The sequence below is a fragment of the Rhodococcus (subgen. Prescottella) equi genome (assembly GCF_003013675.1).
Classification (GTDB): Bacteria; Actinomycetota; Actinomycetes; order Mycobacteriales; family Mycobacteriaceae; genus Prescottella; species Prescottella equi.
This window is the reverse complement of sequence record NZ_CP027793.1, coordinates 1,918,749-1,944,543: the sequence shown is the minus strand read 5'-3', so window position 1 is coordinate 1,944,543 and position 25,795 is coordinate 1,918,749. Positions and strand designations below refer to the sequence as shown.

Annotated in this window: 12 protein-coding genes; all 12 read right to left on the bottom strand. The window is 68.5% G+C overall.

Features of this window, described 5'->3' with window-relative positions; genetic code table 11:
- Positions 1-337: 337 nt before the first annotated feature.
- Positions 338-829 (bottom strand): hypothetical protein, encoded by a 492-nt coding sequence (locus C7H75_RS09205; protein WP_233281886.1) that lies wholly within the window; start codon positions 827-829, stop codon positions 338-340.
- Entirely contained in the window at positions 820-1,668 is an 849-nt protein-coding gene (locus C7H75_RS09200) for a ParA family protein (protein ID WP_084848442.1), read from the bottom strand. Before C7H75_RS09200 ends, C7H75_RS09205 begins: the two co-directional genes overlap by 10 nt.
- Complete coding sequence (locus C7H75_RS09195; RefSeq protein WP_232286148.1) at positions 1,665-3,386, bottom strand: DEAD/DEAH box helicase family protein; 1,722 nt, start codon at positions 3,384-3,386, stop codon at positions 1,665-1,667. Before C7H75_RS09195 ends, C7H75_RS09200 begins: the two co-directional genes overlap by 4 nt.
- Positions 3,383-9,199, bottom strand: coding sequence for a PDDEXK-like endonuclease domain-containing protein (locus C7H75_RS09190; RefSeq protein WP_084848443.1), 5,817 nt, complete (start codon positions 9,197-9,199; stop codon positions 3,383-3,385). Before C7H75_RS09190 ends, C7H75_RS09195 begins: the two co-directional genes overlap by 4 nt.
- 142 nt (positions 9,200-9,341) lie before the next feature.
- A complete protein-coding gene (locus C7H75_RS09185; protein WP_005514164.1) occupies positions 9,342-11,588 on the bottom strand; it encodes a hypothetical protein in 2,247 nt (748 codons plus the stop codon).
- Between the two features lie 115 nt (positions 11,589-11,703).
- Positions 11,704-12,573 (bottom strand): HNH endonuclease, encoded by an 870-nt coding sequence (locus tag C7H75_RS09180; RefSeq protein WP_106851258.1) that lies wholly within the window; start codon positions 12,571-12,573, stop codon positions 11,704-11,706.
- Between the two features lie 140 nt (positions 12,574-12,713).
- Positions 12,714-13,877, bottom strand: coding sequence for a TRAFAC clade GTPase domain-containing protein (locus tag C7H75_RS09175; RefSeq protein ID WP_084848444.1), 1,164 nt, complete (start codon positions 13,875-13,877; stop codon positions 12,714-12,716).
- On the bottom strand, positions 13,874-14,893 hold the full coding sequence (locus C7H75_RS09170) for a hypothetical protein (protein WP_005514167.1): 1,020 nt from the start codon (positions 14,891-14,893) through the stop codon (positions 13,874-13,876). Before C7H75_RS09170 ends, C7H75_RS09175 begins: the two co-directional genes overlap by 4 nt.
- A 54-nt stretch (positions 14,894-14,947) precedes the next feature.
- Positions 14,948-17,476 (bottom strand): GAP1-N2 domain-containing protein, encoded by a 2,529-nt coding sequence (locus tag C7H75_RS09165; RefSeq protein ID WP_084848445.1) that lies wholly within the window; start codon positions 17,474-17,476, stop codon positions 14,948-14,950.
- The gene (locus C7H75_RS09160; protein WP_106851257.1) at positions 17,473-19,440 is read right to left on the bottom strand and encodes a SaeA-related protein; all 1,968 of its coding nucleotides are present in this window, start codon (positions 19,438-19,440) and stop codon (positions 17,473-17,475) included. Before C7H75_RS09160 ends, C7H75_RS09165 begins: the two co-directional genes overlap by 4 nt.
- A 14-nt stretch (positions 19,441-19,454) precedes the next feature.
- Positions 19,455-22,205, bottom strand: a complete 2,751-nt coding sequence (locus tag C7H75_RS09155) for a hypothetical protein (protein WP_106851256.1) — start codon at positions 22,203-22,205, stop codon at positions 19,455-19,457.
- A 1-nt stretch (position 22,206) separates the two neighbouring features.
- Positions 22,207-25,779, bottom strand: a complete 3,573-nt coding sequence (locus tag C7H75_RS09150) for a tubulin-like doman-containing protein (protein WP_106851255.1) — start codon at positions 25,777-25,779, stop codon at positions 22,207-22,209.
- Between the last annotated feature and the right edge of the window lie 16 nt (positions 25,780-25,795).

Here is a 25,795-nt window from a genome sequence, read left to right as displayed (position 1 = left end):
GATACCGAGGTCGGTGAACGATGCCACCAGTGCATCCAGAATGGGTGCACTGGTACCTCCGCCGAAGCGAACGCCACCCGGACCGCTACAGGCCGCGTGGGTGCACCCCAGCCGTGCGTTGTCGCCACGTGCCATCACGTGCACGCAGGCCGGCCGCGATCGTGAGCCGCGGAACACCGTGAGCAGCTCGATCGCATGCAGCGGTGCACGTCGAGGCTCCGCCGGATGGCTGAACCCCGAGCTCGGTGACAAGTTTTCGCGTGTCACCCAGACGTACCCGTCGTGCAGGATCAGTTGCCCGTCGTCGCCGACGAAGCGCTTGAACACAGCCCTTCCCCTATCTGAGCACGTCGCCCTTCACCGATCGTGCCCGTACGCGTTCGACGATCCGGTCGATCAACCGTGGCGCCGACTTCCAGCGCATCGCAGCGCCGTCATGGTTCATCCCGTGCTCGGCGACGATGTCCTTGAGCTGATCGACAGTGAGTGTTCCCAGCCGCGCCCTCAGACCCGCCTGCCCCGACACCGCGAACACCGCGAACGGGTCCAGCAGCCCCTTCGACCGTCGCGACTTCGTCGTCTTGACGGCAGTCCGTGCCGGCGCCGGCGAACTCGCCGGACCAGATCCCAGCGCCTCGGCAAGGGCCTTCGCGAACCTCGGGGTCCGCGCCGCTTCCGCCGCCACGACCTGCACGAGACGCGACAGCGACTCTCCCGCAGAGGGGTTCGCGTCGACCAAGGCGATCAGGGAGGTCTCCGCCTCGGTCACCGCGCGGCGCCGACGCAGCGTCTCCGCGTCCATCCCCTCGCCTCGTCCGTTCACGCCCACGTCAACCGCACCTTCGTCGTCGCGATGAAATCCTGCGCCAGATCCCGCAGCGCGGTGAACTGCCCATCGTTGCCGTACTTTTTCCGCAACGTGCCGAAGTCCACGAACTCGGCCGCCGCGGCGATCTGATTCGCCTCCGGGATCAGCGACGGGAACACCATCGAGATCTGCTTGTTCCGGTTCAGATCGTCGACCGTGTTGCGGTGCACCGCGGATGCCTTGCGGTACTTGGTCACCACCACCCCGAGATCGACGATGTCGGTCCCCCACTGGTCGGCAAACCGGCGGATCCGCTCCTGCACCGGCCCGATCCCGTATGTGGACATCACATCCGGGATGGTCGGCACGATGTAGGCATCGGCCAGGCGCAGTCCATTGAGCGTCATCGCACCAAGGTTGGGCGGGCAGTCGATCAGTACGTAGTCGTATTCGTCCAGCACGGGTCGCAGTGCGCGCGCCATCACCTCCGTGTGCCCGGCGCCGATGTCGGTGACCCGGTCCTGTAACCCGATCAGACGAAGCGACGACGGAATCAGGTCAACCGAGGCGACCGACGTCAACGGCGACACCTGGCGCTGGATCAGACCGTCCACGTCCACCGGTCCGACGCGGTCGCCCAGCGCCACCTCGAACAGCGTCGCCAGAGTTCTTCCCGCCGAGTCCAGTTCCCCCCACCGCGCCTCGCCGATCATCATGATCGTCAGGTTCGTCTGTGGGTCCAGATCGATGAGCAACACACGCTGTCCGAACTCGCCGGACAGCATCTCTGCCAGCGCAGCGGTCGTCGTCGTCTTCCCCACCCCGCCCTTGAGGTTGATGGTCGCCACCACATGAGTCATTCGTTCGGCCCTCCCCTGGTCGCCGGCTCGTGCGCCAACATCGCCGTCAGCTCGTTCAGCGTCGACGCGACGTCTTCTGCGGCGAGACGCGCGATCGCGGACGACTCGTACTCGTGGACTGCGCACTCGCTGATCCCCAGCATCTCCGCTATCCGCCGCGGCGCCTCCGGCTGCAATCCACCAATGCCGAAGCGGTGCAGCACTACCCCGATCTGTTCGGGATCGAGAACAGCCAGGCAGGAAAGGAGGAGGTCACCGATCCCGACATCGGCACTGGCGGCCGCAGCCCGCAGCAACGCATGCAACTCGCTTTCCGCGGGATCAGCATCGTCGGCCGTCGACCCGGTGCTCTCGGTCGTGCGCGGATCCGTCGGACTCATTCCTCCGGGAGCGCTGTCTATGCGAGGTGTCGGCGCCAGCCAGTCGGCGAGCAGTGCGGGAGCCGCGTCCGCGTCAACAGTGACGAGGTCCGTCGCGATCTCGGTGAGCTGTTCGAGGAAGGTGCCGTGCGCGCCACGGGCAGGGTCCTCGCTGCTGTCCCCGATGTAGAGCACCAGGAACGAGGCATGCCGGCCGTCCGACTTCGGTCGGATGATCCTGCCCATCCGCTGAATCATCTGTCGTCGGGTCCGGCTGCTGGCAAGGATGATGCCCACATCGGCCTCGGGGACGTCGACACCCTCGTCGAGCACCCGAGGCGCCGCCAGTGTCGTCATGATGCCGTCCTTGAACAGCCCGAGAAGCTCTGCCCGTTCGTCCGCGGACAGGTCGCTCGTGTATGGCGCAGCGAGCACCCCCTGCCCGAGGAGCGCCTCGGCTGCCGCCTTCGCCGATTCCTTCGTCTCCGAGAAGACGATGCTGCGTCCGCCGGTGGCCAGCACGGCGCCGATCTCCCGGAGTGTTTCGATCTTGCCGCAGCTCTCGGCGAGAACCGCACGTCGCCGCGAGAATGCCTTCAGGTAGCGGCGAGCCGACCACGTGGCCCGATCACCTCCGCCCTCGCTGAGCAACATCACGTCACGCATGAACTCGCCGAACGGTTCCTGCCGACACCCGTGGGTACGAGTCAGTGCAAGCCGCTCCTTCTGGACCGTCTCGTCCAGCTCGGCGTACTCGGCCTGCTCTTCCGGCGTGAACGGCACCGACACAAGCATGACCCGGACCGGCGCCAGGATGCCGTCCCGATGCCCACGCCGGTAGTCGCAGCCTGGAACGAGGGTCTCGAAGTACGGCAGGAGATGCTCCTGCACGCCGTTGTCGGTGCGCTCGAATGTCGCTGTCAGGCCCAGCCGTTCGTCGAAGTCCTCGGTCAGCAACCGAGAGAACGTCGAGGCGCCGTAGCGATGCACCTCGTCGGCGACCAGCAAGGCCGGACGCCGGGGCATGGGTGCACCCGGGTTGATGGCCGACTGGACGGTACTGATCAGGATGTCGACGTTCGCGAACGTGTCGGTTGCACCCGCCCCGCGGCGGCCGACCCGCGCGTGTGGCACCGCACGACGAATCGCCTGGTACCACTGCTCGAGCAGGGCCACCCCGGGCACTACGACCAGAACGGCCTTGCCGCGGTCGACCGCGTCGGCCGCGGCGGTGATCCCCACCGCGGTCTTCCCTGTTCCGGTGACGGCTTCCACGACACCACGCCGCCCGGCGGAGACCCACCCCTCGATGGCTTCCCGCTGCCAGGCGCGCAGCTCGAAGCCGGCAGACAACGTCACCGGCGCGCCCACGTCGCTCCGCCGACGCCGGGCTCCCTACGCAACACCTGCTCTTGCTCGAGCTCGTCCAGGATCGACAGCAACTCGGTTTCGGGCAGGCGCGTGATCTGCGCGGCCCGCGCGAGGGTGACCGGGGCGCCCCATGCGGCGGCGAACAGCAGCTTCTTCGCGCTTGCCCGCGCTGCCGCGGGGAGGTCTCGAGACCCCGAAGGCGCTCGGTCGGCAGTCGCCTCGGGCCCCTGTGACGCGTCTCCGCCGGTGTCGCTCTGGCTCAGCGAGTACACCCCGTCGACCTCGATGATCAGTCCGTCATCGACCAGTTGGTCGAGCCTGGGACCGAGCTTGAAGGTGTCGTCGCCGAGACCCCGCCACAACACGGAGAATGTCGCAGGGCCCTGCCGCAACAGCTCCAGCACTCGCTGCTCCGCGGCGCTTCGAGCACCTTCCGTCCGGCTGGCCGACGAAAGGACCGTCGCCTCAGCCTTGGGCTTGGGGACCGCAGGCGTCTGGTCCGCAACGGCATCCCGCAGGTGGAGGTGATCGCCGATCCGAGCCAGGTAACCGGTCTCGACGAGGATCTCCACCGTCTCACGGACATAGTCGGTCTCGACCGGCAGGCGACGTTCGAGGTCGGCAAGAGTCAGCGGCCCCCGCTTGATCTCCGCCATGACCATCGGTTGCAGCAATCGCGGTGCGATGACCGGACGTGGCTCAGGAGCGGGCTCCGGTCCGACCGCCGGCGAATCGCCGACGCCACCTCCCGCCAGTGCCGGGTCGGTCGACGTGCGACTGACGCTCGGCGCAGGCTGTCGGCTCGCCAGTTCGTACCGGGTGCCTCGCCGACTACCGACCTGCACCATGGAACCAGCCTCGAGCAACTCCTTGATCGCGGTCCGGACGATGCGGCGATCGAGACCCCACGCCGCCGCCAACCCGGACGTCGTCACGGCACCCTCGGAGGCAGCGTTCAGTACGCGTGCCGTCAGTTGATCCTCTTCGCGGGGGATTGCACTGCGAGGCATGACTTCCCATGCGGATCCCAGACCGGGCTGACCCGGCGCCAGCTCAGACACAGCTCCGGGCTCCAGACCCGAGGAAATCTCGAGTGCCGCGTCAGGATCAGCACTGGCTTCATGTCGGTTCCCTCGGACCTCCGGCTCGGGCTCGGGGAAAGTCGACGATTCGCCTGGATCCACTGCGGTCCGCTCCGGAATCGTCGAGCCCCCCCGTCGCAGCGGCATCTGCGAAGCCTCGACAACGGCCAGAGCTGGCTCTGGCAGCGGAATCCTTTCGGGTTCAACCACTTCCCAAGCAGACACGGGTCGCACGACGGCGGGGCCGGTCGACTCCTGCCGGGAAACGCGCGCATCGCGGGCCGCCTCGGACTCCTCGTCCGCTCGCTCGTTCAAACCCGATCGCACATCGTCCGGAACCGTTTCGGCTCCCTCCGGGACGGACCACTCCCCCCTGGTGCCCGCGGCTTCGTCGGTCACCGACTCATCGTCGAGGAGCTCCACCGGCGTCCACGCCTCTACGGAACCCGCCTTGCCCTCCTCGAGGACGAGTGGCGCGATGCCCCGGCGATCCAGCTCGCGCCACAGTCCGTCCAGTGCGCCGACCGGATCGAGGTAGTACGCAGATTCCTGGATTCGCCAGAACTCCCACCCACACCGCTTGAGCTCCCGCTCGCGTTCGAGGTCCCGGGCCCGCTGCTCGGGGGTGGTGTGGAAGGCGTCGCCGTCGCACTCAACCGCGAGGCGGCCGGCCGCACCGGTCACGACGAGGTCGATCCGCCGGCTGTTCACCTCGACCTGAGAGTTGACGTGGTAGCCGCGGGCGGTGATGTCGAGGAACACCCGCTGCTCGAAGAGGCTGTCGAAATCGGCATGCCGGTCGTCGCGGGTGACTCCGGCTGGCATCGGATCCGCCGGCGCCGGCGACGTGGACTGCATGTACGTCAAGAGCGAGTGTCGAAGGTCGGTACTGCGCAAAGCATCCGACGTGACGGAATGGAAGAGCCACAGCTGGTCCTGCGCTCGCGAGGCCGCGACGTTGAAGGCGCGCTGCGCCTTGTTGTCGGTGCGGGCCATCACCCGCTGCCCGGGCGCGATCACCATCGACAGGAACACCACGTGCCGCTCGTCACCCTGGAAGTCCGGCGGCGTGCCGACCCGCAACTGCCGCTCGTCCCACTGCCGGCCGTCGATCCGCTCGAGCAGTTCGTTGCGGATCAGGTCGACCTGTGCCTGGCCCTGCAGCACGACCACACCGAACGTCTTGCCGTCGTAGGCGGGATCGTCGAGGCACGCCGCGATCGCGTCGGCGATCGCGACCGCCTCGGGCCGGTTACTCAGCTTCGCGTCGCGCCCCGTGACGACGCCGCCCTCGACGTACGACGTGCGCAGCGGCTCGAGCCGGTCGGACCCGAACTGCCGCAACGGAACCAAGGGCGCGTCCCGGTAGAACTGATTGCTCGACCAGTTGATGATCTCGGGCATGCAGCGGAAGTGCTCCCGCAGTCGCACCACCTGACCGAACCGGGTCCGCAGCATCGAGAACAGGCTGTCCCGCGGCGTGAGACTCGCACGCAGATAGTCCGGCATGTCCGGCAGGTAGTTGTCGAGGCGCTGGAACACCGCATCCAAGGCGCCGGACGCGACCTCGCTCGGCGCACACTGCTTGTCGTCACCGACCACGATCACGCGCGGCGCCAGCCACAGCAGGAACAGGCTCGCGATGTCGGCCTGGCTGGCCTCGTCGACGATCACCACGTCGAAGGCACCGGGCTCCGCGGGGATGGACGCGAGCACCTGCTGCAACGGCATCACCCATGCCGGAACCGCACCCTGCGCCACCTGCATCGCCGACCGTGCCGCGGCCCGGTACTGCTCGGCGTACTTTCCGGTGCCCTTGCCCACGTTCGCGATCTGTCCGCGGTACGCCTGCAGCGCCTGCACCTGCTCGGCCGTCATGCGTTCGAGGCAGCCGCGCCACGCTCGTTCGGCGGCGAGTTTTGCGGTCAGCCGAGCGATGTCCGCCTCGACGGCGTCGAGCTCGGATTCGAGCCGGCTGTCGAGCCCCTCCTCGGTCTGCGCAAGCACCCACTGCTGCGCACGCCGCCACGCCCAGGCGTCATCGAGTTCGGCGACCCGGGTCGCCCACTGCGAATCCGTGGAGGTCTCGGCCACGAGGGCCGCGAGCGCAGGGGCCGAGTCGTCGAGATACCGGCGCAACGACGCGAGCAGTTCCTCGTCCTCCCGCTCGCCCCGCGCCGCGTCCAGATCCGACAGCGCGGCGACGATCGCGTCGTAGTCACCGACTCCGATCGCCTCGACCACTGCCGTGGACTCCGGGGACGGCGCCGTCGCGAAGCACTCCGCTACAGAGTTGGCCAACTGCAGCAACGAGTCGCGGGCGGCCGCCGTGTCTGAGGTCGCGGCGATTGCCACTGCCGCATCCGCGACTGCGGCCGCCTCGGTCACACTCCGAATCGACGACACCGACGGATGCACCGAGCGGAGTGACTCGGTGATCGAGTTCGCGTGCTCGACCAGTGCATTGACGATCCGAATCGAGTACTCCATGACGGACAGTGCATTGACGCACGCGCTGCGAGAGCCGGTCAGCTCCAACGGGACACCGAGATCGGCGAGGATTGCGGCCGCGCGCTGCACACAGTCGAGAGCGCGCAGGTGCTCGGCGACGACCTGGAACGCGTCAGCTGTCGCCGCCGGCCTCCCGTCGACGGTCGCGACCGGCCCGAGCGCCTCGACAGCCTTCTGCTGGTCACTCTTGCGGAATCGGCCACGCCATTCGGCCCCACCACGCATCGCCGTCGCCATCGCCGAATACGCCTCGAGCGCGTGACGACCGACCAACGTCGTCTCGACGGCCCGCTGTCCGACGAACGTGTCGGCCTGAGCTGCAATCTGCAGCAGGCCCGGGATCTCCGCGGTCTTCGCCCACAGATGGCCTGCCGTCCCGGACAGCACCGAATCCGCCGCGGACTGGATCGCCTGCTCCTGACGGCGCACGTCGTGGACTACCGCCTGCAGGCGCTCACACCGCATCCGGATGTCCGCCAGCACGTGTGGCGGCGCGTCGGCGAGCAACGCCATCAACCAGGATGCTTCCGACCGAACCTCTAGCGGCGCCGCGCCGGCGCGAACGCACAACTGCTGCAGCTCATCGGGAGCCGGCAGCACGCCGTCGATCCGCGGCAACGCCTGCTGCAGGCGTTGCACCCGTTGCGGCGTCGACCGCGAGGTCAGCTCCAGAATCGCCTGCAGCTGCGATGCGTTCACCGACGGCTCGGCCGTGTTCAGCGGCCCGGGCAACCACGAGAATCGCTCCGCACGCCGGGTGACGTCACGGACGATCGCGGCAGTGGTCCCTGCGTATCCGGGCGCGACCTCCGGATGGACGAACGTCTCGGCTTCCCGGACCGACCGGATGCGCTCGGTGATGCTGCTGCGCCGGCTCAATGCCTGATCGCGCCTCGTCGCCAGATCGTTGATGCGGGCGGCGGTGGTGCCGGCGTTGTACGACGATTTGCGGGTGGCGATCTCGGCGACGCTACGGTTCAGTTCCGCGGATCCTCCGCGACCGACGTCGGTGATGGCAACGCACAGTTCCTGCATCTCCGGCGGCAGCTTGTCGCGCAGCACCCGCAGCGCCTGCGCCTTCTCACTGGTGACGAGGACACGCTGTCCCTGCGCGAGCAGCGCGGACACGAGATTCGCGATCGTGTGGGTCTTACCGGTACCGGGAGGACCCTCGACGACGACGCCGCTGTCGCGGGCGAGCCGCTCGATGATCTCTCGCTGCTCAGGATTCGCAGGCAGCGGAAAGAGCGGGTCGTGGGCCAACGTCGCGGACGGCGACGCGCCGGTGCGGTCCAACCAGGCGACCCGGTCGTCCGGCTCGATCGCTTCCACCAGTTGTGCAAGCCCCAACGGCACCGGGACGTCGTCCCGCTCGGCCTCTGCGATCATTCGGTCGTAGTATTCGACCAGCGCGAAGGCACCGCGCTTGCGCAGCACCAATGCCGGGGCGTGCACGAGGGTCCGATCGGATGCGGCAGTGTCCGTCTCTTCGCCGGTGTTCACCGGCACGGTGAGAGACCGCTCCGCCCAGGCTTTGAGGAACACCGGGATCGCCAGATCGATCGGGGACGTCAGTCCCTCCAGTTCCTCCTGCAGTGCGCGGGAACCGGTCGGATCGAAGATCGACAGACCGGTGAGCAGCTGAGTGTCCTCGAGTCGCGGAGAGGTCTCGGCGGTCAGTCGCACCAGGAGATCGCCGGTGGACTCATCGCGTTCGACGGTCACCGGCTGCGTCAGGATGTGGGTCCGCAGGCTTTCCCCGGCCGCACTCGTCGGTAGCGTGAGCAGCCCCGACGCCAGCACCAGTTCGATCGATTCCGGCCTCGATCCCAGTTCCTGCATTGCCCGTTGCAAGGAGTTGTGCAGATTCCATGCCGGACGCCGCTCCCGGTCCACGGCGGCCCACGAGTGCCAGTCGGTGAGCCAGGAGTCGAACGCTCCACCGACATCGGTCGCCTTCGGGTCCAGGCGTAGGGTCGCCGCTGAGTCCGTAGGATCACCTTGCACCAAGTTGTTCAGCCGAGGCGGCAGCGCCGGTGGGTCGACCAGCACCACACGGCGTGAGCGAAGTACGACTTCTCCAGCCGACGCGTCGCGCACCAAGGCCATGTCGACGGCGCCGCCGCTCAACCACACCACGTCATCGTGACGCCGGTAGTCGAGCACGGGCTTGCTCCGCGACTTGACGAGTTCCCGAAGGAATCCCATCAATCTCTGGACTCGGTCCTTGAGCTGAGGGTCGTCCTCCCTGTGCACCGTGCGCCCCTCCTGTGTCCTGATCAGCTACGCCACGTCGCAATAAGGGTAGGGACCGGGTACGACACCGGATTGCCGGACCCGCCTGCCGGTGCTATTCGGGGGGTGCTAGGAGATCCCAGCGGCCACGCCCGTGTGCGATCCGTGCCAACTCGATGGCATGGTGCCCAGTGCGCCGCCGACTGGGGTCGCGAGCGATCCAGGCGTCGGTTGCCCGTCGGATGCCGGCCGCGACCTCCTCGGCAGGGAGGATGAAAACCTCAGTCGGACTGACAGACAGGTCTACGAACGCCCAGAACTTCGCACCGGTGTCGTCGGTCCGCAGGTTCTCGTCCTTCTTGGTCGCCTGCCAGGTGCCTCCGGTCCGAGTCTTGATGCGCACCACGACCGGATCGCAGCCCGGTATCACCACCCGAACTGCGGTTCGCAGTGTCCCGGTAACGCGGGAGGCCTCGCCTCCCCGAACCCGAACCTGCTCGATGAACCATGTCATTCCCCGCTCTGCCGTCGGCGAAGTCGCTGCAACGACCAATGCAGCGTCGACGGGCGCGGCGGCACTCCGCGGCGCGCTCACACCCGTGGTGTCGGCTGCAGTTCCGTCCATTTTGCGCACTGCCCCGAGAGCGCGGCCGGTGCCGTCATCGACGATCCAGGCGGTCCACCCGTCGTCCGGCGGGAGTGCTCCGGGTTCGTGTCGCTCGACGACCGCCGCGGCGGCGAGGGTCGGGTTGGGAAAGCGGCGGCCCTTCAACTCACCCTTGCTGATCTCGATCACCCCTGTCTGCGGATCACAGACGGCGACGGTTCGAAAGCCCGCACAATCGAGGAACACCCGCCATCGGCTCCCCACCGCCGCCGACCGGTATGCGGCCGGCGGGACAAGACTGGGAACGGCCCGCGCAGCGGATGCGATCCGATCCTGCGGTGTTGCAGGCCGATTCATCGGGCGCGCCGGAACCTGCGGCGTCGGCCGCGCAGGACGAGGACTGGCCAACGACGAATCGGTGCTGCCGCGACGCGGGAGCGCCTGCACCTGCGGTTCGCGGATGACGCCGGCCGGGGCCGCACGGCGCTCGCCTTCCACCTTCTCGGGCTTTGCTGACTCGGGTTTTGCAGGCTCGTTGTCACCGAGGTCGGCGCACAGCGCTTCCCACAGCTCGGACAGGCGCCACGTGGAGATGCCGGCCAGAGGCGTATCGGCCGCTGCTGCGCACAATGCAGCGACACCCGTGTCGCCCGGAAGGGTGTCGACGAGCAGGCTCATCGCGCGCAGCAGTTCGACGTAGTCGGTGGTGCCCCCGGGGTGGAGTCCGCCCGCTGCGACCCAGGTTTCCCCCACCCACGCCCAGGTGACCCGCGGATCGTCATCGAGTTCGTCCAACTCGTCGGCGAGTTCGACCGCAGCGTCCTCGTCCTGCCCCTGCCCGCGCTCCTCCAACACCGCGTCGAGGATTTCCTGCGCCGTGGCGATGTTCTCCATCCGGTCGAGAGCAGCGAGGAACGCACTCGTCGACGTCGACTCCTCCGTCGCGCCGGCGGGCGAGGCCAGCATCGACGCCAGAGCCTCGAAGTGGCGCCGCTGGCCGACGCCGAAGACGACGGCGTCCGGATGGCTATCGCAGTCGGCAGGAAGCTCGTCCGCACCGTCGACGAGAACGTGCACCATGCCGCCTGCGCCCTCAGCCCGCGACGGCAACAGCCGGCACGCGCGTACCGCGGTCAACGGGGCGCGGCGAGGCTCTGTCGCGAAGGCGAAGGCTTCGACGTTCTCACGGGTGATCCAGACATGGGTGCGGTCGACGATCACCTGACCGTCGAGTCCACGGAACCATCGAATCGACGGAGCGGGCTCGGCATCCTCCTGGTCACTGTCACCGGACTCCACCGGGTCGCCTGGCTCGTCGTCGGGTGCCACCAGCCCAAGAAAATCCGGCAGGAGATCCGGACCGACTCCCTGAAGCCTGGCGGCACGAAGAATCCGCCGATACAACGCATCCAATGCGTCGCGGTCTCCGGACAAGCAGTCGTGCACGGCGCGGTCGTGTCTGCCACCGTTGGGTCGGCTGCCGTCGAGGTTCGCCATCTTGGCGAGGATGCTCGAGTTCGGGCGCTTGAACAGCCGCGCCAGCTGGGGTACCGGAAACGGCGCCCGGTCGGCCGAGCCGCTGCCGAACCGGCTGTGGTCGACAACCCTGGTGGCGCACAGACAGAGCACCACTTCACAGGGAATGAAGTTCACCTGTCGTGCACCGCCCGGGTCGGTACGGGCTAGGACCGAACGCCACGCTTCGGCCAGCGCAGTATCCGTCGGGTCCAGGAAGTCCGTGAGTTCGTGCGCCACCGTGCCTCCGCCGTGATTCCGCTACCTGCGATTATCTATACCAAGGAAACTCGACTACCCCTCACCCTCCAAGCATCCGACTCATTCGCTTGGAGGCTGTCTTCACCGAGGATCCTCACACCGCAGCGCGGAACCTCTTGTAGCTCAGCTCCAACAGTTGCCGATCGGGTCGCTCGGCTCGCGTCTTCGGCAGCACCATCAGTGGTTGACCGTGACGTTCCTTGAGCCCGTGCTCGAGCATCGGCCCGTCAATTTCGTAGAGCAGGTCCTCGCGGATCTCGACGACGAAGTCCGGACTGATGCCGAGGATCCGGACGTCGTACGCAGCATGGTGGATCTTGCACAGTGCCAAACCGTTTCGTACAGATGCAATCCCCAGCTCGTCGCCGTCCGGGACGATGTGCGCGGCGTCGAGCAGCTCACCGTGCGCCAGCGCGCACACGGCACAGCGCGTCTCGTAGGCTCGCATCACCGTCGCGCGGAAGACCGGCTGGTGCAGGCGCCGTTTCGTCTCGGCCACCACGTACCGGCGCAGTGTCTCTTCCACCCGCGACTCCGGTCGATGCAGATCGCGCGATGCGTCGATCGCGACGACGAACTGATGCTTGTCCGGTTCCTCGTCGACGAGGTACACCGGATAGATCGGCTGATAGCGCCCGACACCGACCCCATAGAACCAGATCAGTGGAACCTGCAGGTTCATCGCGGCCCGCAGACCGCGGTTGTCCATATGGTCAGGATCGGTGCCGGACCACTTGTATCGCAGGAATCCGTCGCCCCCGACCTCATCCTCGTACGGTCGCTCGGCGCCCTCTGCCCGGTAGGTCGTCATGATCGACAGCGCGGAGCTCAACTCCTTGGGCTTACGAATTCCTCGGGTCGGGTCGACCAGACGGAACATCGTGCCATCGAAGGTGAAATCGAGGAGTTCGTCGCGGGTGATGGAGTCGAGTCCGTCGTTCGTGCGAAGGGTCAGGAACCGCATCGCTTCTTGCCTCAGGCGAGCATCATCGCTCGGCCCCATCACCGCAGCCACCCCAAATCCTCTCCATCCGTACCACTGGTTCGAAGGCTATCCCGCCAGGCAGCGGAGCCGTCACCGACCACGATGCCATCGTCGTGGAGCTACACCCACACCTCATGCTGCGCCAACACCCACCGCACCGGGTCGAGGCACCGGAAGGGCGAGATTCCGTTCTCGTGCAACCGATCCCCGGCCGGCGACGCCCCCAGTGCCGAGACCGCGAAGTATCGGCTGTTCACGTGCACCCCGGTGTGCGGCTGTTCGACAGCCATCACCATCGCCTTCGCCTCCAGCTTGTCGAGGAGACTGCGCACCTCTTCGTGCAACAGCAGCCCGTCCGGCTCGTTGTACGGGCCCTTCTGCAGGCTCGGGTCACGCGAATAGGCCGCCCCACGCTGCGACATGATCTCGCTCCACTCGCCGCCGTCGACGTGCGCCAACGCCTGCAGCGCGTCGAACTTCGACAGCACGACAGCGAGATTCGGAGTACCAGTGCCGATGATCGACAGGACGGTGCGGAGCACCGACCGAGGATCTCCGCCGACCCGTTCCTGCGCCGGCACCAGATCGTGCAGCTGGTCCCGCACCGAATCGACCCGAAGCGGATCGAACATGAACACCACACCGTCGGCCCGCGAGAAGAACCGCATCGACGCCGCGCCCATATTCGTGGCGTTCTCGAGATCCTCACCCGCGACGTCACGGATGACCAGGTACCGCCGAACTTCGTTCCAGACTCCGATGCTGAAGATCAACGGCTCCCGCTGGTACGGATCGCCGGTGTGCGCAGCGGGTGTCGGCTCGAGGATGCCCCGTTCCTCGTACAGCGGACGCTCGTAGTTCTCGCGGTAGCTGTTCTCCGTCTCCGCGTTCGCCGGCTCCACCATCTGGCCGATCCGCTCGCCCAACAACTGCAGCGACTTGATCAGCACCGCGATGTACACGGTCTTGCCGGTCGCGCGGGCACCGGCCATCGCCACACACGTCGCCTGAGCGCCGCGCCAGCCGGGCGGGAGCCGGTAATGGCACTCCGGACACACCTCGGCGACGTCGCCGCCGGCTTCCCGCTCGGCATGCCCGACCGGTGGGGTCCACTCCTCATCCGCGCCGTCCGGCCGCTTCAATTCGATCACCGGGCCGGAGCGAACCGGACTGCCGTAGTACGTCGAGGCGATCTCGTCGACCTCTGCCGTGTCCGGCGCGGTTCTGGTCCACGCGTAGTGGTCCGACGTCAGCGCACCAAAGCACCGGGGACATTTCGTCATCTCGATTCACCTTCCGAATCCCGCACTGCCGCGAAATCACTGATCAGGGACTCCACCAACCGCCGCAACCGCGCCGTGTCGGCCACCAACGACGCTGCCGCCTCCACGCCGGCACCGGGCGGCGTCACCGTAGTGATCCCGGCGACCGGCTCGGTGGGTCTCGCCGACAGCACGACGTGATGGCGCCGAACAGGTGAGGCCGCGTCACCATTGCCGATCCGATCGGCCGGTGCCGCGTCGGAAAGGGACACGACCAGCGCGGGTTCGGTCTGCGACGATCGATCGACGGCCGCGGAACGGAATCCGACCCCCAAGCTCGCGGAGTCGAGCGCGGTCTGTACACGGTCGCCGAGGTCTCGTAGTTCGCCGGTCGGCAGCGTCGTGACCGACCGGCCGATCAGATTGACCTGCACCGAGTCCCCCACGCCGACGACAGCGGCGATACCCGCGACCACATCGGCCACCGCACGGATGCTTCGGTCCTCGATCCTGGGCAGCATCGAGATCGTGGTGTCGATATCGAGCTCGACCCGCACCCGGCGTGCCTCCGGCAGCCGGTCCACCCGGAGCACTCCGCGTGCCGCCGAACGCGCCCGGGCCGCAAGCTCATCGAGCACCACGTCCACGGCGGTCTTACGTGCAGTGACCACCACGCGGTCTTCGGCGGGCGCCACCGACGCCAGTTCGACGCTGTACAGACCCGAGACATCGATGGGGGTCAGCTCGGCGCGTTCCGGATCCGGGTCGCGCTCGCTGTCCACCCCGATGGTGACGTACAGCACGGTGCCCTGGGGAAATTCCTCCTGCCCGGCGGGCCGCGCGACCACCACAGTGTCGGTGTTGACCCGCGGCAGGATCATCAGCCCGGGAAGCGGATTGAGGACGTCGCGGCTTTCCGTGCCGTCCGGACCGAAAGCCCACACCTCGACCGAGGTGCCGGTGGCGTCCACCGTCACGGCGAGCGGCCGTCGCGGCAGCTCCACCCATCCCGCACCGTCGAGCACATACCCCGGCATCAGAGCGCTTCCCTTCGATCACGATGCCCGCATTCCTGCACAGTCACTGGCCACTCACTTCCATGTCACCGGCCGGAGATCCGGCTCGTCGGTTCCCTTTTCGACACCGACGAGACGGTCGGGTCCCAGGATCTCCCTGATCGTGTCCATCGCGCCTTCGCCGACCCGTCCGGATCGGATCCACGCGGAAACCACCTCGACCACCAGCGGCCGATCCGCGCGGAGCGCACGCACCAAAGCCGTGTGGTGCTCATCCGGCAGCAGCGGCAGGTGCCTGACTGGATCGGCAGGCACGCACGCACCGTCCCCTACGACGAGAAGCGCCAAGCGCACGCGAAGATCGTGGGGCAGATCCGCCTCGAAGCACTCGGCGTAATCGCGCAGGACCGGCCGAAGGTGCCCGTCGAGGACGGGCCTGATGCCTTCCACGGCGAGACCACCCCTGCTGCCCCAGTCACGGATGACTGCCCACGAGCGGGCCACCTCATCCGCGGTGGACGCGACCGAGACCACCTGCGGCACATCCTGGACCTCAGAGTCCGCCACCCACGACACCAGCGCCTCGACGTCCGCGCCCCACTGCTCCCGGACGATGGCGGGTCGCAGGAGCCGCGCGGGAACGATGCCGGCGTACTCCTCGACGAGTGCGCGGACCTCGCTCGCGGTGCAGTCGAACAACCGCATGATCGCGTTGAGATCGACCCTTACCCAACCGCGGTCGAGCATCTCGAACATCATGCGCTGCAAGATGATCAGACGCAGCGGACTGGTCACGGCCAGGGAACCGGTTTGGAGCGCCTGGAGCAGTCCTTCCGCCACGAGCATGCTCAACGGGTCGGCGACACGGCCGGGATCCCGTTTGAGCGCCGCCACCGCCAGCGTCCCCGTCTCTCCGACGACCCACTCGAGCACAGGGTAGGGAACGCGTGCCCCGAGCTGCCTCCCGGTGACCTCGGGATGCGTGGCGATCGCGACCTGGAGGTAGTCGATGCGCGTCGCGGGACCCATCGGCCCGAGATGTTGCACGAACTCCGGTCCGGCGATCGCATCGCACAGGATCGGTACCACCACCCGCTCGAGCATCTCGAACATCGCGGCGTCGATGGGGTCACCGACGAGCGAGACCTGCACGAGCAGGTCCAGTGTCGCCACCGCATCGAGCGCGACCTCCCGCAGCTCCACACGGGTTGCGGCCGCCCGGGCCCGATCCTGCAGCGCGGTCGTCACCCGGACCGCGTCCGCCCGCACGTCCTCCGACACCCATGCAGGATCGAGGAGCTCGCGGTGTTCGCGGGTGCAGCAGCGGATCCAGTCGCCATCGGCGAGGGCACGGAACAGGAACATCCGGCCGGCCAACTCCCGCACTACCGGCGCGACCCCGTCCTCGTCGAGCAGGCCCGCCAATACCCGCCAGGCATGCTCGGTGCTGTCACCGAACTGCACGTCCACGAGCGACAACGGCACGTCGGCCAACACCGGTACCTCGAGAATGGCGTCGGGAGACTGCTCGAACACCACCCGGCCGGCCTCGTCGAGCGCCTCGTGCAGCTCGGGCTCGAGGACGACGGCCATCGCCAGCGGCCACATCGGCGACAGGCCGCGGTCCGCCACGAAGCGCGCGATCGAATCCTGGCGGGCCAGCGCCTGTTCGGCGACGGTCCGGTCGACCAGTACCGTCTGCGCCAGCACCGACCACGCGGTGACCGGGATGGTTGCGCCGCGGGCGGTCCGGTGCGGCTCGACGCCGAGCTCGCCGAGTTCCGGCGTCTCGTTCTCGCTGATCAACACGTGGCTACCGAGTACCGGACATCCCTCCGCGTCCTGGAGTGGTACCGCCACGAGATGGATCCCACGGGCGACGGTCGCGTCGACCTCGTGGTGCCGGTCGAATGTGCACCATCCGAATCTCCGGGCCGAACCCGGCGACATGAATGCGCTGATCGCACCGATCCACAGGGCGGCTGACTCGGTGGACTCGGTGGCCAGCACCACGGCGGGTCCGCCGGCCAGGGCCCGCGCCACCGCGTCGAGCAACAGCGACAGCACCCCGATTCGCCAGGTCCCGGGGTCGAGGAGAAAGCCGAGGACCGCCGACCGGTCCACCACCCCACCCGGGCGGGGAGGACCGTGCAGCGTGGCCTGCGCCACGGCGTCCGGCCCGTAGGGTGCCAGCCAGTCCTGCGATCTCCACAACGCGATCGGCCGCTCCGCGCCGGCCGAGCCTTCGTGCGCGCGGTCCAGGACGGCGTGGACGAAGACATTCCCGGGCCGGCCCGAGGCGTCGGCCCCGGCGGCCGCCGTGTGCCAGTAGCTACCGCCGCCACCGGTCGCCGGGACGTAGGCAAGGCGGCGCGGACGCGCGGCGAGGTCCTCCGGAGTGGGGAAGGTCGGCAACGGCTCGACCGGTTCGAGTCGCGTGACCACCCCGGCCCGCAGGGACGCCTGCTCCTCGTCGCTCAGTCCGCCGCTGATCTCCTTGATCTGCCAGCCGCCCCCACCGGTGCGCCCGGAGGTCGGTGGATCGAACGAGGTATACGTGAGCTGACCGAACCGATCCGGATCGATCTCACCAGGACGGGTCACTGCTCCTGTCCGCCGAGAAGGTCGAGTCGGATGCGGTCGATCGGCGGATCGAGCAGCGCGATGAGCTTGCCCTTCTCCGGATCGACATCGGCGAAGACTCGGATGTAGCCGGTCAGGTTCGACACATCGGCGATCCAGGATTCGTCGTTGACACCGCCGAGCCGCTGCGGATGGAAGCTCCGCGCCGCAGATTCTTGCGGGACATGGCTCGACCGGACCTCGAGCGGATGTCCGTCCCGCTTGCTCAGTGGCAGGCGGGACTCGTTGTGCACCAGCATAAAAGGCGGCGCAGTGTTGGTCTCCACCTCCGAGGCGAGCCGGATCGCCACGGCCGTTCCGCCGGCCTGGGCGGTCACGTCGTACCAGATCCGGAGCAGACCCGGATAGTCGACCGTGGTCGGCACACCGACGATCCGTTCGCCGGCCGTGTACGCGACAGGTACCACGTGCACCGAACAGCCATGCGCGGGCAATGGTTTGGGCAGGTGCAGTCCCCCGTCACGCTCGTAGAGTGATCGTGAGATCTCCGCCTCGGGACGCTGGTCCACCACCTGGTGGGCAGGCACTTCCCGCTGACTCAGGTGCACCGACACCAACGCCGCCCCCGCCGGCCACGGGAACGTCAGTACCTGCTCGGAGTTCCGTTCGATGATGCGTACATCGCACACCGCCGGTAGGGGCCGTGTCGCGGCAACTGTGGTCCCTACCTGAACCTTGTCGTCCAACACCGTGACCGGCGTGAAGTAGGCGCGCACCCAACCGCGCGGCCACGACACATTCGTCATCCGCCGGACACCGTCCGCCCCCGGCACCACGGGGTGCACCAACCGTGCCGAGGCCGGCAGCCCGCCCGAGACCTCCAGCGCGGCCTCCGCCAACGCTTCGTACCCGAGCCCGGGCTTGGGCGCGGCTTCGGTCCGGTACATCCTGACCGTTCCCGCCGTGGGTGCGGTCCATTCGAGATCGAATCGGGTGTCGGCGCCCGCGCCGTGAGTGTGCACGGCCAGGTCGGTGACCGCCTCCAGCACCACGGAGACCGCCACTTCCGCCTCGGCCGGTGGGGACAGCAAGGTGCGACCGTCCACCTCGACCTCGCCGATCGCCCGGTAGAGGTAGCGGCGGCCCCGCTCGGCCGCGGTGTCGACGAAGCCGCCGATGTTCGGCTCGGTGGCCAGGATGCGGTGGCGGGTGTCGGCGTCGGCCGTGGCGAGCCCGTCGAGCGGTATCCGCAACACTCGCACCCGGGAGGTGCCCGGCCACGCCGACCACTGGCCGATCACGGTGCCGTCGTCCTCCTGAACGAGGACGTCGACGACGGGGCTGAGGATCTGTCCCTCGGCGATCAGCACCGGTTGGCGTTGCGCGGCATCGCGGATGTCGGTACCCGCGTGGCACCACACCTGCACGTACCGCACCGCCGATGCCGGGGGTGCCGTGTCCACCACCCGGAGCCCCTGCGTGACACCCACCAGCCGTCCGGCCTCCGGCTTGTAGGCACGATGTCCCTCGTTGGCCACCACGCGGTACAGCACCGTCGGCCCGGCCGGCGCCATCACCGGTTCCCACTCGATGCGGTGGCCACCACCCGGTTGCCGGGTGATCGCCAGCGGGCCGGGCAACAGGTCGCTCGCGTCGTGCTCGAACTCGCAGAAATCGTCGGCACCCAGCTCGAGCAGCTCGTCCGACACGCTGTCGGTCCGCGCCGCCGTAGCGGCGGCGGGTGTCGTCGGCACGGCGTCGGATTCCGCGGCCACCGACGCGTGCGTCACCATCACCGCGGCGATGTCGGCTGCCAGGCTTTTCGCCGTACGCGGCAGCATCCGCTCGATGTCGGCGGCGGCGCGCCGGTCCGCGCGGATGATCTGGTGCAGATGCGCATCCTTGAGCACGCCGACCTCGAGGAGGCCCGCGTCGATCTGTCGTTGCCGCAGCTCGCGCAGGGCAGCGAATGCGTCCTGGTTCATGGGTCCACTCACTCTCAGAAGTTGAGGCCGTCCGCGACCGGCACCGCGTAGGCCGCGGGCACGGGGACCTGCTGTCCGACGCTTCGTTCCGCCGGACGTATCGGGAGGTCGAAGGCCCGCGCCACCTCGGTCGGCGCGGACTGCGAATCCGGGCCGACCGCACGCAGCCGCAGATCCTCCTCGACGATTCCCTCGGTGAACTGGGTGGTGACGGCAACCAGCCCCAGCCCTGCCGGGGCGGTGTCGGAGGCCGAAATCTCGACAGCCGTCAACCCCTTGGTCGACGCCAGGTCGGTGAAGATCGAGCGGTCGAAGAAGCTGCGATCCTCGCTCACCGAGTCCGTGCCGACACCAGCCAGAAACTCCCCGAGGCTGCCGCGCCGGACCACGCCGTCCTCGTGAAACTCGACCACACCGGCGATCCGACCGGGCAGCTCGCCACCGGACAGGGCCAGCTCGGTCCGGGCCCGCTCCCACAGCACTGCCGCGCCGCCGGCCTCGGCCCGCCCCTCGTGCAGCAGCGCCGACCACTCGTCCAGCGCAGACCCTGAGCCGACGCCCGGTTGCTCCGTCAACAACGCCGGATTGCGGCGCAGGTCGCGACCGGACGCACCCAGTTCGCCGGCTGCGTTGCTGACCAAGGCATCCCACTGATCCGACAGCCATCCGATACCCAGCAAATCGTGACGGAGCTGTTCCGCCAACCGCTCGACCTGTTCCGGTTCCGGGCTGCTCGACGCGACCACGACGCTGAGCGGTAGCCCCCACTCGACGGTCCGGCCCGCCGGGCGTGCGTCGGCGCTGGCCCCCAACGGGTTCGCCAGGAAGGCGCCGAGAGCCCTGCTCCACGACAGGTACTGGCGGTAGGCGGCGGACTGGCACTCCACGTCGCGGAGGGCGGCCCGCAGATTCTCCTGGTCGGTCTCCCGAGCGACCGCTGCCGCCTCTTGCTCCGCCAGAAGCCGCTGCAGTTGCTGCTGCTCGGACATGAATGCTCGGGCCACGGTCCCGCACCAGCCCAGCAGGCTCAGCGCGATCACAGTCCCGCCGGTCCACCAGGAGACCACGTCCGCGCCCGCAGGCACACCGGCGATCACCGCCACGACGGCGAACCCCAGGGTCAGCGCCTGGACCTTCCGCACCAGCTTCCGGTGCCGTCGCGCGGTCACCTCGACCAGGTCTTCCGGTGGCGCCGCACCCTCGATTCGCTCGACCAAGCTGCGGACCTCACCCAGCGTCGTGGAAAGCCGTTGCGCGAGAATGCCGCCGAAGGCGACGGCATAGCTCTGCCCGAGCCGGTCCGCCCAGGTCCGCAGAGCCGCGTTGGTGCGCCGCACCTCGAGCCCCAGCGTGGGATCCGCCTCGAGCGCGCTCAGCTTCTCGCTGAACTCGCTGATGCCGAGCACATCCGCAGCATCCACGGCATGCACATCGATGGTGGCCGACACGATTCCCGGGATCTCGGTGAACCGATCGGCCGGCCCCGGTACCACGTCGGTGGCCGACCGCAGCACGGCCGCATGCGCCCCCACCTGCACGGGCGGCAGGTCCGGCGACCGCTCCCCGGCGTCAGCGAGCGTCAGCGCCCCACGCCGGAAGTCACGCCACAGGTCCGAGAGGTCGGCGGTCGCGGACTGAGCGGCCGGAGCACGTCCGGCCGCGGCGTCCAGCTTCGCGGCAATGCGTTTGGACGCCACTTCGTACTCCGACCAGCCGGCTGGCCGACCGTCGGCGTCGACGCCGTTGACGACGAGCTTGTAGGCCGACTCCGCACCGAACAGGGCATTCTCCGTGCGCGAAGCCACCGTCGACGACAGCGTCTTCACGACCCGGGCGAACAGCGCGGCCGGCGCGTTCCGAATCACCGCCCCGAGGAACGACAGGAACACCCTGATGGCCTCGCCCAGGCCGATCTCCTGACGCGGCGCAACCGGCGGCGGCGCCACGCGCCGGCCCTCCAACAGGTGCCGATGCCGCGACCACACCAGCTGCGCCATGCGGCTGGTGGCCGACGCCACGTCGTTCGCGTACACCACCGAGGCGCCCGTACCACTCGGCAGCGGCAACTGCCCGCCGAAATCGAGTACCCGACGCCGCAACTCGTCTTCGGCACCGGACGTGTCGAGCCGCCGGTAGTAGGACCGCACCACCCGCAGCGCGTTGCCCGGCAGCACCGGCAGGTCGTCGAGCGGCGCGTGCTCGACGTCGACCCAGAGCCCGGCCACACTGGCCAGCACGGGTGCGGTGTGCCGCCCCAGGTCGATCGGGTCCGCGGTCGACTGCAACGTCCGATGGCCCATCCCTGGCCCCCTCGAATCCTCCGGTGCCACCACCAGGTTGTGCCACCCGGCCGGCGCCCAGACCGTCGCCGCGGACACATCGTCACCCGGCCGATGCAGCAGCAAACGCATCCGGGTCACCTGGGCACCACCGGAATTCGACGACACCAGTTCCGCGACGGCACGTTCGAAGGCGGATCCGACCGGAACCGAGCCTGCCGCGGCAGGCACCACCACACACACCCGGACGCGGTCCAGGACGCGTGATGCCAGCACATCCTGCAGCCGCACCGAGCGCTCGACGCCGCCGACGACCTCGATGGCGTCGTCGGCGCCCACGACCGACGCGTCGCCAGTCTGCTCCACCCAGAGGAACGGGGAAATCAACCCGGCCGCGGAGAGGTCGGTCAACACGTCTCGGACGCCCTCCGACACCCCGCCGGACCCGAGAATGACCGTCAGTGCCTTCACGTCGGACTCGCGCATGTCAGAACTGACCCGCGTCCGGGACGACGAAGGCCTGGCTCGACGCCGCCGGGGTGACGGTGACGGCCGACGGCTGGGCGGTCGGCTCCGGCTGCATCGCGATGAACTTGCACTCGTCGATCAGCCCGAGCAGCTCGCCGGTCGCCCAGTACACGTCCGGCGCGACGTCGCGGAAGATCGGCGTACTCGATGCCTGATCTCGTGCCGTGATGGCGGAGAAGGTGCCCCCGCCGGGCGCCCCGTCCTCACCGGGAGCCATGTAGTGCTCCCCGATGACCTTCCGGATCTTCGCGAGCCACTCGGTGGCCCCCTGTGCCCGGGCCTCGACCGAAGCGCCCGGGCCGGACCCCTCGATCTGCGACTGCCAGCCGGTCACGGTGTCTCCGGTACGCAGCCAGCGCACGAGCTGCGCCTTGCCCGACACCTCATGGATGCCGCTCGCCGGGTCCTGCAGCGAGGAATCGTAGATCGCGCGCAGGGCCCGGTACGGCAGCATCGAGCTCATCACCGGCGGCTCGTGCGAGCGCGCCATCGCCAGCAGCACCGACTCCAGCACAGCGGGCAGCCAGTCGTTCTTGGTCATCTGGGACGTTGGGGTGAGCAGCGGGTGCGGGAAGTCCACCCAGTCCACGAGGCCGGAGTCCCAGACGCGGACCGGTTCGTCGTACGGGTGCGCCGGCAACCGCAGCTGCCCCACGATCAGTCCGAGGAACCAGCCGGCCGTCATCGCGCGTCGTTCGGATTCGTGCATCGGCAGGGCGGCCGCCAGCGGGCGTGACCGACGCCATTTCCAGAACGCTTCCTGTTGCGTCGGAGACGAATCCGCCCACTGTTCGGCGGCCGGAACGAGCACCGAGTCGTACGCCAGCGGCGAGTAGTTCGGGTACGAGCCGAAGATGTCGACCCTGGTGAGCTTGTCCTCGTCGGAGAGCAACCGACGGAACTCCGACTCTGTCTCGTGGTTGATCATCGGATTCTTCTGCAGTACCTGCGCAAGGGTGTCGGCAACCGCGAGATTGCGGAACGGCACCGAGGTGAACTTGTAGCGGTACTCGACCTGCTGCCCCGGATGCAAGGCCTCGAGCGCCTGCTGATTGACGCTGGCCAGCGGACGCGCGAGCAGGAGCGCCTCGGTGAACTTGGCCCGGAGCCGATCCCGCCGCTCGTCACGCTCGTACTCGGGGACGGTGTGATCCTCGATGTAATCACGCAACGACACGCGGCAGAACCGGTCGAACGACTCGCCCCGGCGGGAAACGAAACTCCGTGCCCGGCCCAGCAGTTCGGCGGGGCGGACGTGCACGTCATACCGGGCCGTGGAGGGAACCAGTGCTTCCTTGGTCGTGGGATCGACCGGGAAGGCGCGTGAGCGCCACGCGGTGGTGCGCTCGACGACGGGGCGCTCCTCGCCGGGGGCGGTGCTGCCGTCGACGGTGCTCCACTGTCCGGTCACGACATGCGCGACAGCCCGCTTGACCGCGTCACCGAACGCCGGTGTGCCGAAATCGTCCGCGGTAACCGCGAGCGGCAGATCCGTCTCGTACTGTCCCATGAAGTCCGCGGACGGGGTGAGCATCACCTCGTTGTTGGCCTCGGCGAAGCGCATCGGCACCCGGGCCGCGCGATCCGCCGGCCAGGCACCGTACTGGTCGGTGGCGAGTCGGGCCAGGCCCACGTCGCTGGCCGGCTTGCTCCGGGCCCGCCGCAGTCCGGTCTGTTCCTCGTTGAGTCGATCGAGGAGCGGTTGGATGACCTCCGGGACCAACGCGGCCACCACTTCGGCCACCTTGCCCGACAACGAGGCGTACAGCTGCCGGTACACGTTGCCGCGGCAGCTGGCGAGCACCATGTCGATGTACTCCGTGTCCGCACCGATCAGTCCGTTGAGCGAGGCGAGCACCTGTGCGGTCTCCGTGCTCCGCGCGGTGAGGTCCGCCGGAGCTTGTCGCGTCAGTTCCTCGGCCCCGGACCGCACCACGTCCTTGAGGTACGTGCGCAGCCGGGTCACCAGGGCGGTGGCGTACGGCAATCCGACATCGGCGATGGCCTTCGCGATCTCCCGCTCGATCCGGCCGACGAGCAGGCGGTGCCACTGGAACGCGTGCGCAACCGCTTGATGTTCCGTCGCCGCCAGCAGCGACGGGCGCCGCCCGAAGAGCGCGCGCTCGACCTCCGGCACCCATTGGTTGGCCGCCATGTCCGTGCCGGGAGGAATGTAGGCACGAACCTCGGACTCCACCAGGTGCCCGGACATCCTGTTGGCCGCGTCCGACGGCAGCACCACGCTCGTCAGCCACGGAGCGACACCCACCTGTCCGCCTGGCGAATCAGACTGCACCACCGGCAGCCCCATCGCCGTCAACAGGGTGGCCCACTGGCTGTCGAGGATCGAGTTGACCTGGTCCTCGTCGGAGACCGGGCTGCCGGGGACACTGTGGCCATCGAGTAGGCGATCGACCGCGCTGCGGGCCAGTCGCTGTGCCGAGTACTCGGCATAGCGGTCCCGGCCCATACTCAGGCTCGAGAAGCCGTAGGTCCCCCACGGCAGGTTGTCCCACTGGCCGCCCCAGCCGATGTTCTCCCGCTGGCCGGGCAGGCCGGCGCCGTTGGTGAGGTCGTACTGCACGAACTGGCGGGTCGCGTCGCCACTCATCATCATTCCGGCCAAGCCGCGGGCCAATCCGCGGTAGATCGCCTTCTGCGAGCCGTCACCGAACGGTGCGCCCTCGACACCGACGCGGCGACCGACCGGGAAGACGCGTGCGAACGGCACCTTCTCGCCCTTGCCGTGCTGCTGTCCCAGGGCTCCGAGGACTTCGACGTCGTGCTGGCGCGCAGCGCCCATCTGGCTGGCCACGATCTCGCCGAGCATGGCCAGCGCATTCGCCCGCACACCGGTGATCGCACTCTTCCCGAGCCCATCGAAGATGTCCGGCGTCACCATGAACACGCCCATCAGTCGCGGGTCGAGACCCGGGATCAGCGTCAGCAGCCGGCACACGTCGAGCGCCATCGACGCGCCGGCACCTCCGGCCATCGACGAGACCACCAGAACCACAGGCGACTCGCCGGGTTCGAACGCCCCACCACCGGGGATGTTCAACGCCGTCATCTCGCTGGCGCTCTCGACCGTGGACAGCTGTTCCCACGCACGCTGGAGCGTTTCACGAATCCCGCTGGCCTTGCTGAGCGTGATCATCCGGCCCAGGGCGCGATACTGCCCGGCACCGGAGCCGATCGGCACGGTCACGCCCGCCGGATCCCGAGGCGCCCACGTGGCGATGGTGCCGAGCCGCTGCCGGGCCGCCAGCTGATTGGTCAGTGCGTTGTCGAGGACTGCGTACGAGTCGCCCTGCGGCCCGCTGCCGAAGTAGAGACCGCCTTGATCGCGCACGTTGTCGAGCCCGTCCGGTCCGCTCTCGGGCGCCGTCGGCACATCGATACTGACGAACTGCCACCCGCCCGGGATCTTGTCGACACCGACCGCGGCCAGATCCGAACGCAGCTGATCCATCATGTACGAGAGCGTCACGGCACCGGATCCACCGCAACCAACAACGAGAAACCGCCTCATAACGGTCCTTCCACAT